Annotated in this window: 11 protein-coding genes; 7 read left to right on the top strand and 4 right to left on the bottom strand. The window is 66.8% G+C overall.

The annotated features are described in order from the left end of the window. Positions 1 to 192 precede the first annotated feature (192 nt). Positions 193 to 1,503: an ISL3 family transposase gene (locus tag ITJ56_RS15470; protein WP_194631520.1), complete on the top strand. Its 1,311-nt coding sequence runs from the start codon at positions 193 to 195 to the stop codon at positions 1,501 to 1,503. A gap of 139 nt (positions 1,504 to 1,642) precedes the next feature. Here ITJ56_RS15470 and ITJ56_RS15465 read toward each other — a convergent pair whose 3' ends face one another. Next, a complete protein-coding gene (locus tag ITJ56_RS15465; RefSeq protein WP_194631519.1) occupies positions 1,643 to 1,987 on the bottom strand; it encodes a histone-like nucleoid-structuring protein Lsr2 in 345 nt (114 codons plus the stop codon). Positions 1,988 to 2,094: 107 nt separating this feature from the next. On the opposite strand from ITJ56_RS15465, the gene ITJ56_RS15460 reads away from it, so the two are divergent. Continuing rightward, entirely contained in the window at positions 2,095 to 3,135 is a 1,041-nt protein-coding gene (locus ITJ56_RS15460; protein ID WP_194631518.1) for a PDDEXK nuclease domain-containing protein, read from the top strand. 772 nt (positions 3,136 to 3,907) lie between these two features. Here ITJ56_RS15460 and ITJ56_RS15455 read toward each other — a convergent pair. After that, positions 3,908 to 4,891 (bottom strand): hypothetical protein, encoded by a 984-nt coding sequence (locus ITJ56_RS15455; protein WP_194631517.1) that lies wholly within the window; start codon positions 4,889 to 4,891, stop codon positions 3,908 to 3,910. 120 nt (positions 4,892 to 5,011) lie between these two features. Then, on the bottom strand, positions 5,012 to 5,551 hold the full coding sequence (locus tag ITJ56_RS15450; RefSeq protein ID WP_194631516.1) for a hypothetical protein: 540 nt from the start codon (positions 5,549 to 5,551) through the stop codon (positions 5,012 to 5,014). Positions 5,552 to 6,190: 639 nt separating this feature from the next. Here ITJ56_RS15450 and ITJ56_RS15440 point away from each other — a divergent pair. From ITJ56_RS15440 to ITJ56_RS15430, 3 genes are all read left to right on the top strand, one after another. Then, positions 6,191 to 6,586, top strand: coding sequence for a MarR family winged helix-turn-helix transcriptional regulator (locus ITJ56_RS15440; protein ID WP_194631515.1), 396 nt, complete (start codon positions 6,191 to 6,193; stop codon positions 6,584 to 6,586). A gap of 582 nt (positions 6,587 to 7,168) precedes the next feature. Then, positions 7,169 to 7,546, top strand: coding sequence for a hypothetical protein (locus ITJ56_RS15435; protein ID WP_194631514.1), 378 nt, complete (start codon positions 7,169 to 7,171; stop codon positions 7,544 to 7,546). Continuing rightward, positions 7,543 to 8,316 carry an RES family NAD+ phosphorylase gene (locus tag ITJ56_RS15430; RefSeq protein ID WP_194631513.1) on the top strand — a complete coding sequence of 258 codons (774 nt, stop codon included), beginning with the start codon at positions 7,543 to 7,545 and terminating at the stop codon, positions 8,314 to 8,316. The genes ITJ56_RS15435 and ITJ56_RS15430 overlap by 4 nt, the downstream gene beginning before the upstream one ends. A gap of 1,276 nt (positions 8,317 to 9,592) precedes the next feature. Here ITJ56_RS15430 and ITJ56_RS15425 read toward each other — a convergent pair. Then, positions 9,593 to 9,937 (bottom strand): hypothetical protein, encoded by a 345-nt coding sequence (locus ITJ56_RS15425; protein WP_194631512.1) that lies wholly within the window; start codon positions 9,935 to 9,937, stop codon positions 9,593 to 9,595. Between the two features lie 363 nt (positions 9,938 to 10,300). Here ITJ56_RS15425 and ITJ56_RS15420 point away from each other — a divergent pair, with 363 nt between their 5' ends. Together ITJ56_RS15420 and ITJ56_RS15415 are read left to right on the top strand one after the other, a co-directional pair. Further along, entirely contained in the window at positions 10,301 to 10,507 is a 207-nt protein-coding gene (locus ITJ56_RS15420) for a hypothetical protein (protein ID WP_194631511.1), read from the top strand. An 82-nt stretch (positions 10,508 to 10,589) separates the two neighbouring features. After that, on the top strand, positions 10,590 to 11,141 hold the full coding sequence (locus ITJ56_RS15415; protein WP_194631510.1) for an LPD29 domain-containing protein: 552 nt from the start codon (positions 10,590 to 10,592) through the stop codon (positions 11,139 to 11,141). Positions 11,142 to 11,167: the final 26 nt, after the last annotated feature.

Here is an 11,167-nt window from a genome sequence, read left to right as displayed (position 1 = left end):
CGTGGCATGGTTGGAGCCTCTCAGAACGGGCCCAATCCGCAGAGGATTGCGGGTAACCAAACCGTGGGGCACGTCACTTCGCATATGAGGGGGTAACGGCCGGGGTGTGACGACTGGCGGGTCGAGCCGGGGAAGTAGGTCGAGGTCTCCCAGGATGGAAGTTCTCACACTCACCGTCCGGAAGACCTCGACGTGCACCACGCTACCTTCGCGACCCCTGACCTGACATCCTTCTGCCGCCTCGACGAGCTCGGCCTGACCGCAGTCGGGCAACGACTCGACCACGACGAAGCGGTGATCGAGTGCCGACTGACTGATCCCGACCCGTGGTGCCATCGCTGCGGCGCCGAAGCGAGGTCGCGGGGAACCCTTGCACGGCGGCTGGCGCACGAACCGTTCGGGCACCGGCCCACGACGCTGCTGGTCCGAGTGCGCCGGTATCGGTGCGGGCACTGCGGACACCGTTGGCGTGAAGACACGTCCCGGGCGGCACCGGAACGGGCGAAGCTCTCTCGCGGCGGGCTGCGGTGGGCGCTGGCCGGCATCGTGGTCGACCATCTTCCCGTGTCCCGGGTCGCTGCAGGTCTCGGGGTGTCGTGGCACACCGCGAACACCGCCGTCCTCGCTGAAGGGCGCCGGGTCCTGATCGATGATCCGAGCCGGTTCGACGCGGTCACCACGATCGGTGTCGACGAGCATGTCTGGCGACACACCCGCCACGGCGACAAGTTCGTGACCGCGATCATCGACCTCACCCCGAACCGCACCGGGACGGGGCCGGCACGGCTGCTGGACATGGTGCCCGGCCGGTCCAAGGCCGTGTTCAAGAGCTGGCTCGCGGCACGTCCGCAAGCCTGGCGGGACGGGGTGGAGGTCGTCGCGATGGACGGGTTCACCGGCTTCAAGACCGCGGCTTCGGAGGAGCTTCCCGACGCGGTGCCCGTGATGGACCCCTTCCACGTGATCCGGCTCGCCGGCGACGCCATCGATCAATGCCGCAGACGGGTTCAGCAGACCCTGCACGGGCACCGGGGCCGAGCAGCCGATCCGCTCTACCGGGCGCGGTGGACCCTGCACACCGGCGCCGACCTCCTCACCGACCGCCAACACGCCCGCCTCAACGCTGTGTTCCAGGTCGAGGAGCATGTCGAGGTCGAAGCGACGTGGGGCATCTACCAACGCATGGTCGCCGCCTACCGCCACCCCGACAAAAACACCGGGAAGCACCTCATGCAAGCTGTCATCGACTCCGTCACACACGGCGTCCCCGCGCCGCTGGTCGAGCTCCGCCGACTCGGCCGAACCCCCACACAACGCGCGACCGATGTCCTCGCGTTCTTCGACCGACCCGGCACCTCCAACGGTCCCACGGAGGCGATCAACGGCCGCCTCGAGCACCTTCGCGGCTCAGCGCTCGGGTTCCGGAACCTCACCAACTACATCGCCCGCAGCCTCCTCGAATCCGGCGGCTTCAGACCCCACCTACCCCCTCGTTTGCGATGAGCCCGAGAACCGTCACGACGCGACGCGTGAGATGGGCGAGACCCTCTGGTCGCCCGGATGGTTGACATAACACCGCCGCGTGAGCGAAAGCAGCCGGCCACCCCGAGGGATGGCCGGCTGTTTCGTTGGGGGAGTGGCGTCAGTGTGCGGTGTCGTAGGCGTCGCGGACGGCCTGGCTGATGCGGCCGCGGGAGGAGACCTCGTGGCCGTTCGCGTTGGCCCACTCGCGGATCTTCGCGAGCTCTTCCGAGTTGCCGCGCTTCGGCGCGCTGCCGGCAGTGGTGCGGCCGGAGCGGCCGGAGACCTTGCGGGCGGCGGCGACGTAGTCGGAGAGCGCTTCGCGGAGCGCGTCGGCGTTGTCGTTGGTGAGGTCGATTTCGTAGTGGCTGCCGTCGAAGCTGAACGTGACGGTGCGGCCCTTGCCGTCTTCGATGGTGTCGCCGGTGAGGTCGTCGACGAGGTGCGTGGTGACTTTCTGCGCCATGGGAGGTCGCCTTTCGCTCGGGGGTCATCTCCACCCTGGCATAACCGGTCAGTAGAACGCTTCGTTCGTTCTTTTGCAGATCGGTTGGTCGGGCAGACTGAGCGGTGATGTCTGATTCGTCGCCAGCCGTATCCGGGTATGCCGCTGCTCTTGCCGAGCTGAAGCAGCAAGTGCGCGCTGCCCGATTCGCAGCGCAACGCCGCGTGAACACGGAACTCATCCGTCTGTACTGGGGGATCGGCGCGACGATCCTGCAGCGCCAAGGTGATGAGGGGTGGGGGAGCAACGTCATCGGCCGGCTCGCGACGGATCTGCGTGCGGAGTTCCCAGAGATGAAGGGGTTCTCCCCGCGGAACCTCGCATACATGCGGGCGTTCGCGGCAGCCTGGCCGGACGAGCAGATTCTGCAACAGGCTGCTGCACAACTGCCCTGGGGGCACATCACGGTCCTCCTCGACCGGCTCGATGACCACGAGCTCCGTGACTGGTACGCCGGCCAGGCGGCCGCGCGCGGGTGGTCGCGGAACGTCCTCGAGCACCAGATCCGCTCCGAGGCGCATACCCGCCTGCAGGCGGCGTCGACGAACTTCGCCGAGGTGCTCCCGCCGGGGGACTCGGATCTGGCGCAGCAGATCACGAAGGACCCGTACGTGCTGGATTTCCTTGCCCTCGACGGCGACGCGAAGGAACGCCACCTTGAGCAGGCACTCGTCGACCGGATCATCGACGCCCTCCGCGAGCTCGGTGAGGGCTTCGCGTTCGTCGGCAGGCAGGTGCACTTTGACGTCGACGGGGACGACTTCTACGTCGACCTGCTGTTCTTCCACGTCGAGCAGCTCCGATATGTGGTCGTCGAGCTGAAGACCGGGAAGTTCAAGCCGGAGTACCTCGGCCAGCTCGGCTTCTACGTTGCGCTCGTTGATGACAAGCTCCGGCGGGCCCAGCATGCCGACACCGTGGGATTGTTGCTGGTGGCGGACAAGAACGATGCCGTCGTCCGGTACTCGCTCGGTGCACACCAGACCCCGATCGGCGTTGCCAGCTACGACCTCCTCCCGCCCGCGGTCCAAGCAGCATTGCCTTCCGAGGCTGATCTCGCTTCCGCTCTGGGGGCAGAGGCCGATCCCGGGCATCAGCCGGACGAATAGGGCCGTCAACGGCTACGTGCCCGCAGAGGCACGTCTCGGACGGAAGTGCCCAGGTCCCGCGAACACCGCTACCGCGTCAAGCACGTGTCCTACGGTGCCGCGCATGGCATCGTTTGTATTCGATCAAGACAGTTCGATCGGCGTTGAGGAACATGGCTGGGTGGCTGAGTTCCTCGCGGACTCTCATGCCATCGGCGTCGCGGCGGCTTCTCCCTGAGCCACGACTGGGACCTGTATCGCGGTGGTTTCGGTGAAGTAGGCGAGTGCTTCGGTCGGGAGGAGCCGGTAGGGCGTGGTCATGTCTTCGGATGTCACGATTGCGGCGCCGCATTCGAGGGAGTCTCGCGCCGGTCCGACAACCCCGCCGTCAGCGGAGTACGAGGGCAGCTATGACGAGCACGCCAGTTCCCCCGGCCAGTGCTGCGAGCCCAGCCCACTCCCACCAGCGCGTCGTCCGGGACCCGCGCGGCGGCCGGGCCCTGTTCCTGTTCCGGGGTTGGAAACGGTGGCTATCCGGCGTCATCGTTCGCACAATACGCGGGCGGCCGCTCGTGGGTGCTAATTGAGGTACCTGGCGGAGTTCGGTGTGGACCGTAGTGGCACGCTCGCATTCACCGGAATCGATCCTCGACCCAGGCGGATCACGCCCTTCCCGGGTGATTCCGCCTCCTACCGAGAAGTGCGGTTCGAGTGGTCAGCGGGAAGAAGGGCGACGGCGAGTCCAACTGTTGTAACGAGTTCCGCTATGCGGCGCCGAGGTCGCTGGAGGCAGTTAGGGCGTGGGGAGTTGGCGTCGGCGCTTGCGGAGGAGGACGAGGACGAGGACGAGGATGAGGACGGCGAGCGTCAGCGCTGATCCGATCACCCAAATGGCGAGGGTGTTGTCGGGGGCTGCATCGGCGGTTGGGTTCCCGTTGGGGACGGTCACCATCGCGGTCGCGGTCTTGGTGACGGAACCGTTGGTGATGGTTGCAGTGGTATGCCACCGCCCGGCGGGCAGGGCTGCACCGGCGGTAATTCGAACGGTGTCCGTTGATCCAGGGGCGATGGTCGTGACGGATGTACCGGCATACGGCCCGGCGGTGAGGCCCGAACGTTTGAATCGGAGCTCGCCGGTGAGGTCGATGGCCAGGTCTCCGGTGTTCTCCACGGTTGCCGTGATCCGCGTACGGCCGTTGTGGTGAGAGGTGTCGAGGTTCCGGATCGCGAAGTCGGGTTGCATCGCGCCTTGGTCGACGCTGACGTACATGCGGATGCCGACACGGTTGACCGTGGTCACTGGTGCGGACGTAGTTGGTGTTTGGACGGCTGCCCAGACCGCGCCGTACCGTTCTCCGGCGGCTGCGGTGGCGGGTACGTTGATGTCGACGACGACCTGCTTCGTCGCGCCGGGCTTGAGCGTGATCTCTGCGGCGTCCAAGCGGGTCCACTTCGTGAGATCGTTCGTGGCGTTGGTGTTCTGGCCGACGAAGGATCCGTCGCGGATGGTCGCCGCACCGACGGACACGCTGACGTTCTGCGTGACGGTGCTGGTGTTGCTCACCTCGACGGTTCTGCTCACGGTGGTGCCGGCGTCTGGTCGCGCGACGATGTAGGCCTGGTCCCTGCCGCTTGCTCCCGCAGCTTCTGGCACGAGCTGGATGCCTACGCCGCCGTTGGCGGACGCCTCTGCCGTGGCTGAGACTGCCGCGGTGGCAGGGGCGATGGTCGCGGTTACCGTGAGCACGGCGGCGGCGAGGATGGTGCTGATGCGCACGGGGGCCTTTCCAGACAAGAGGAGATCCGGGGTAGGGGCCTGGGCCCCCGTCCCGGGGAGGATGGGGACCCTGAGCCCACCCTCCGGGAGGGCAGTCCCGATCACTGTCTTGCTTGCTGGTTAGAGCACCGAGTGCGTGACCGTGGCCTGGTAGTCCGTTGCTGCGAGGGCGTCCGAGGGCACCGTGAGGGTGAGAGCCGCCGACCAGGTTGCGCTGTTGTTACCGGTCACTCCTGAGGCGGTCTGGACGGCTGAACCGGCCGTTGAGCCCGTGATCGTGTCGCTCTTCACCAACGTCAGAGTCCCCGTTTCCACAGCGGTAGCGGGGGTGTATCCGAGGGCACCGGCACCGATGGAACGGGTGGGGTCAGCAACCGACACGAAATCGGTGGTGCTGACAGATGCCGCCCAGCCGACAGTGCCGGCGCGGGTGTCCGTCACCGCGATACCCTCAGCGGCGGCTTCGCTGGTGGTTCCGGGGTTCGCGAGGGGGAAAGTCACGGCCGTTGGTGCGGAGATGGAGAGCACGCCGCCGTTCACGGAAGCGTTGGCGCCAGTCGTGTCGTCGGCAGCTTGAGCTGCGGAGGCGGTGAACACGACAGTTCCCGCGGCGAGGAGCACAGCTGCGGTTCCGGCGCTGATCCTGATGATGTTGCGCATGGGGATTCCTTCGGTTGGTGATACTGGAAGGGAAAATCCCGGCGGGGGCACGCACTCCCGGGGGTGTTTGTTCGTGCCGGCGCAAGGTTGTCGACGATCATCCGTCGTCCGTGATGTCCGGTCGTCAACTCTCATAGTGTAGGCACGACAGCCCGAACCTGTATGACCCCAAAGGAGGTGTGGTGCTGCGCAGGACTGCAGCCACAGGCGGTGAACAGGCCGGCGCTGCGAGCGGCTTCGACCCTCGACTCCTCCTCGCCCGCGAGGACCTGCAGTCCGGATTCGACCGGAGCATCGCCGAGATCGCACGGGGAGCAGGCGTCGCGCACCGCGGACGGTTCGCGGGCGCCTACCGGGACGAGTTCGGCGAATTCCCACGGCACACCTCCAAGCGGCCCGAGGCCAATGAACACCTGACGGCCCTGCGCGGCATGTGTCCTCGTACGCGGACGGTTCCTATCCTGGAGCGCACACTGCAGCCGTGCTCCAGCTAAGGAGACAGATGATGAACGAGCACCGCACTGTCAGCGGTCGAAGGAGACGGCGTTGACTGGCGATTCCCACTACGAGGTTGAGAGCTCAGAGGTTGTCGCAGTCCTCCAGCGGCTCGCTCGTGCACATTGGCGCTACACCCAACGGGTGGCAGCAGACGCTGGACTGCATCCGACAGTGCTGGCCGCTCTCCAAGCGCTGCACGCGGGCGGGCGCATGCCACGACAGCTGCAGCACACTCTCGGAATGACCTCCGGAACCACCACCGGCGTCATCGACAAACTCGAAGAGCGCGGCCTGGCGGAGCGGGTCCGGTCCTCTACCGACCGGCGCAGCGTCACGGTCACGCTCACCCCAGCCGGCAGCAGCCTGGCCGATGCCATCGAAAACGACTACTCGGAGCTGTTGAACAGAGCTGATGCCGCCCGTCGGCTTCGCCACGTGCTCGGCGACATCGCCGCCATTACGGCAACGATTGAGACCGCGACAAGTGAGCCGATACGAGAAAACGCAGCCGCGGAGGGGAACGTCAACGACAGGTAACCGCGCATCCCGCAATGCTTCTCCGCACCGGCATGTACTGCGTGGGGTGAGGCGCGGATACAGGTGACACCTCACCCCACTAGCAGCGGGAACCACCCCGCTGCTACCCCCCAGTCTGCCGTCTCGATCGCCGAACGTGCGCAAAGACCGCCCTGGTCCTTCCGAGCTGAACGTCGCGACTTGTCTTGCGAAGGCTGGCGGCGGTTCGCCGCTCCCTGGTGCAGCTGCGGTCACTGCGTTCACAACGGATGGTGGCCGGCCCGTGACCCGAACACAGGCCGACCACCGTTCGTCGCACTGATCCGCGCGACGACCTCCCTACCTGAGCAGATCCACAGCGTAAATGATAGGGGTTGCTTGTGCTGACAAAGTATGTATTACCAACTCCGGCTCGGTTTCTGCATCGGGAAAGCCCCTTCAGGTTGGAAATGACGAGCAATGCGAGACGGCCGTGTTGTCAGAACCGACGAACCGCCTGAGAGCGCATCGGTAGCGGTCATCCCGGTTGTGGGCAAAGGTGAGATTCCAGGGCAGTTTGACCGCCCCCTAGTATCGGGAAGCAAATGGTGTAAGACTGGTGGCATGACGGTAGCAACCGAGGTTCAGCACGGTCGAGTCACGCGGCTTGACATCCACGAGCTCGTCCGTGAACTCAACGGTGCGCTCGGTCCGACACTGGTTGCGGCCGCAACCGGAAGCAAGGACCGCAAGCTTCCGATCAAATGGGCCAAGGATGAGGGCCCCCGCCCCGGCGCGGACTTCGAACGCCGTCTCCGCCTGATGTCGAGAACGTGGAGCGTCGTCGCCGAGCACGAAGGCGCCCACGTCGCTCGGGCCTGGTTCATTGGCGCGAACCCCTTCCTCGGGGAGCGCACGCCCTTGACCGCGATCCGTGACGACGATGCCGCTCAGCTTGGCCGTGCCGCGCAGGCCTTCATCGACGGCACTGTTGACGCGTGACCGTCCGTGTATCGCGGACGTGCACCGCGACCGGGCTGCGGTTGCTTCCATGCACTGGTGACATCGGGCACCGCATCGCGAAGAGCACCTACGCCCCGATATCCGCGCCGACTCGCCATGACGCTGGTGACAACCACACTGAGCGCTCCAGCTGGGGCCGCTACGACTCAGTGGGCACCGAGACGCTCTACACCGCGGGCTCTCGCACGGGAGCGCTTGCCGAAGTCCTCTCGAGCTTCAAGCTGCCGCTCGGGACCGGCAGCGCGCTCGAGGTCGACGCTCGTGCGTTAGGACTCACGCTCGAAGAGTTTCTCGTCGACGTCGCGGCGGAGTGGGAGGAGCGATCCTTCATGCAGACCGGTGCCCTGCCCCGATCCTGGAGAGACGACCGCGCCGCATTGCTGATCCGCCAGCCCGCGGGGGGCTGGCTGGTCGACGTCGAGCATCCCGACTCGATCAGCGCACTCGAGCCGATTCTCACAACGCACCTCCTCGTCGGCGGCTACGCCACCTTCACGACCGCCGCGCTGCGCAGCGACGATCGAGCCCTCACCACCGCGATCGCCGACATCGTCCACGACGCCAGCCTCGACGATGGCTCCCAGCCGATGGGCATCCACTTCGGAAGCAAGTTCGGCGGCTCGTGGTGCCGAGCGTTCTGGCTCGACCGCGCCGCAAGCGACCTCACGGTCACCGGCACCGAGCCGATCACCCTCGACAACCCCGACTTCCTCACCGCAACCCGCCGCTTCGGCATCCGCGCGTTCTAGAAGCGCCGGCGCCAGGACGACGTTCCCTGGCCGTCACAGTTCGGTGGTCACGGGGCCGTTGCCGTGTCGTTGCGATGATCTGTTATGAAACGAGCGATTTATAACGATGCTTGCGCGGCGCGGCAGCTCGGGCACCAGTCCACGTGCTCGGCTGAGCAGTCCCAGCCGTACGATTCCGCGTGACTGCGCGCACCGCGGTAGCTCACGGCGTTCGGGCCGATCAGCGCAAGCTTCTCGCCGCACTGATACCCATCGCAGGTGAGAACGATCGCCGGATGAATTGCCACGCCTCTATCGTCCCTCACGGCCGGCGACGTCGGCGGACGCCCCTACCCTCAACCGCATGCAATTCTCACCCCACAGCACACGTCGTCGCAGCCGTGCCGGGCTGTCGGAAGTGCTTGGTGCCGCGGGGGAGTGATGGCGCGGCGTCGTTCTGACCGGTGGCGGCCACCGGAGGGGGTGTCGCTTCCCGTTGAAGCACGCCGCGGTCCAGTCGTCGATATGGATCCACAGCGACCGGTGTGGGCATGGATCCGAACGCTGCACGGCCGGGACATCCGCGTGCGGTGCGCTGCGATCGCGGCCACCAACGACGCGGTGCTGATCGAGTGGGGAAGCGGCCAGGCCAAGACCGCGGCGTGGGTATGGCGCGCGGCGGTGAAGCATCGCGCGGACCCCGCGGCAACCCCCGTGAGCTGACAGCGAAATCCAACACCTGTCGAACATTGTGGACCTATCGTTGGTTCTGCTCGGGTCGTTCCCCCCAACGCGCTCGAGCACCTGCGCGTGATGGTCTTCCAAGACCTCCGCGCAGTCGGCCTCGGTCTGTTCCCCCAACAGGCCGAGGCCTTCTTCGTACCCGTCGCTCGCGAGCGGCAGTGGCCACCGCTGGCGGGCTGTCTGTCTGATCGGAGCCGGCACTCCGGCGTTGCGCTTGTCCAACCTTGCAGCGCTGGTTGTTCCCTTGCGAAGGCTGCGGCGATCGCACGGTCGGAGCCCACGGCGCGGGCGGCGCCACCTGGGCCTCCGGCGGGCTACCCCTTGCATGGCAACGGCGTGTTCCTCCGCAGCCAGCGGCATCCACGTCCACTCCCTGCACCGGGTCGTGCCTTGTCGCGACCTGTAAATGTCTCATCTGGGCCGTCCCGGTGTCTGTGGCCAGCGTCACGGCTCCGCCGCGACGGCAAGGGGCTCCGCCCCTCTCCGCTCTCGGCGCTGCTCGATGGCGCTCACAGCGCGACGACACGCAGAGCGGCGCCGCGGCGAAGAGGGCTCAGGGGGAGGCGAGGTCCCCGGTGGTCGGCGTCGTCTCACGGGGGCGGGTGATCCAGGCGAGCTGGTGCTCGTCGCAGAACCGGCCGGGCAGCTCGTCGCCGGTGTCGAGGTCGACCGGTTCCCATGCCTCCGGTTCTGCGGGATCGGTGCATCCGTCGACGTCGCAGGGGACCAGGTCCGCGGGTTGCACCCAGAACGAGTGCAGGACCTCGATCGTGCGACCAACGCCGGCATCGACGGCGGCGGGTGCCGGGGGAGTGGTGTCGTCCTGCTCGAGCAGGACGTCGATCGGGTTGCCCTGTTTCCTGGGCCGGCCCTTCCGGGCGCCGCGGCGAGATCTCATGCCCGGATGCTGCCAGCAGCACCGGTCCCCGCCCTGCCGGACCCGCCGGGGTCGGGCACGTCCAGAGCTTCCGGCCGGGGCCGGGAGTCGCTGCGCTCCGGGTGGAACCGGCTCCGCCGGCACTGTCTGGGCCTGCGGCCCGTTCTTTTTGCCGTGAAGCCTTCGGCAGCGTACGGACGTCCGGGCTCCGCGCAAGCGGCAAGCCGCCGGCTCCTGGAGAGATTTTCGGCGCGCGGTCGCAAGCTCCCTTATTTCGCGACGAAATTCTCTCCCCCGCCGCCCTTTGGGTTGCACTCCACCCTCCCGTCCTAGCGGCGACAAGTCGCCTTCACGGCAAAAAAACGAGAGGGAGAGGAAAAACAAATGCAATACCAGATCGAAACCATTGTCACCGCAGTCAGTAAGGCGGACGACGCAACGGAAGCGAGGACAGCGGCTTTGCGAGAGCGGGAGGCGGAACTCAAGACCGCCGCTTCGTTGGGCTGGACGCTCACGAACACGGCCGTTCTGGAGGGGATCGAACTCGCGACGTTCGTCGACACGATCACCTACACGCCACCCGCGGAGTGACCCAACGCGGGAGGGGACAACTCGAACTTGCCCCCTCCCGCTCCACCCATCATCACCGATCGCACTCACCGAAGGGCACCCCATGACCAGCACCATCATCCCGACCAAGGACGTCGCCGCGCTGCTCCGGAAGAAGCTGCGGACCACGTTCTCCGGCGTGAAGTTCTCCGTTCGTTGCGCCACCGGCACCGCGGCCGCGTGGATCAACGTCACCTACGACGACGGCCCCACCCATCAGCAGGTTCAGGCCATCGCCGGCCGGTTCGAGGGCCGCTCGTTCAACGGCCAGACCGACAGCTACGACGACAACGGCACGACCCTTGTCGCGGGCGACGCCGACGAGATGCCGACCACCGTCCGGTACAGCTGCGACGGCATCATCGTCACCCGCAACTACTCGCCTGCGGGCCACCTGGCCGCACAACGTGTGATCCGCGAGGACAGCAGCATGCGGCACCTGGTCATCTGCGACGAGCACGGCACCCTGAACGGCCACCACGACCTCACCGACGGCCGCGCTGAGGACTTCAGCGTCGGTGGCCGCGGGTGGGCGCACCCGGCCCTGTCGGCATGGTCCGCGGTCCGGTTCGTTCTCGAACGCGTCGACCTCACCCCCACCCCGGCCCACCACTAGCCCGGACGGGCCGCGCCGCCGATAGC

It is taken from the genome of Curtobacterium sp. VKM Ac-1376 (genome assembly GCF_015351025.1).
In the GTDB taxonomy this organism is placed as follows: domain Bacteria; phylum Actinomycetota; class Actinomycetes; order Actinomycetales; family Microbacteriaceae; genus Curtobacterium.
Note: the sequence above shows the minus strand (reverse complement) of the source record. Positions and strands in the feature narration are given on the sequence as shown.

What these genes read in the sequence shown, in the direction of transcription:
- ITJ56_RS15465 (WP_194631519.1), bottom strand. Translation starts at nt 1,987, where the DNA reads ATGGCGCAGAAAGTCACCACGCACCTCGTCGACGACCTCACCGGCGAC.
- ITJ56_RS15460 (WP_194631518.1), top strand. Translation starts at nt 2,095, where the DNA reads ATGTCTGATTCGTCGCCAGCCGTATCCGGGTATGCCGCTGCTCTTGCC.
- ITJ56_RS15450 (WP_194631516.1), bottom strand. Translation starts at nt 5,551, where the DNA reads ATGCGCAACATCATCAGGATCAGCGCCGGAACCGCAGCTGTGCTCCTC.
- ITJ56_RS15435 (WP_194631514.1), top strand. Translation starts at nt 7,169, where the DNA reads ATGACGGTAGCAACCGAGGTTCAGCACGGTCGAGTCACGCGGCTTGAC.
- ITJ56_RS15425 (WP_194631512.1), bottom strand. Translation starts at nt 9,937, where the DNA reads ATGAGATCTCGCCGCGGCGCCCGGAAGGGCCGGCCCAGGAAACAGGGC.
- ITJ56_RS15420 (WP_194631511.1), top strand. Translation starts at nt 10,301, where the DNA reads ATGCAATACCAGATCGAAACCATTGTCACCGCAGTCAGTAAGGCGGAC.
- ITJ56_RS15415 (WP_194631510.1), top strand. Translation starts at nt 10,590, where the DNA reads ATGACCAGCACCATCATCCCGACCAAGGACGTCGCCGCGCTGCTCCGG.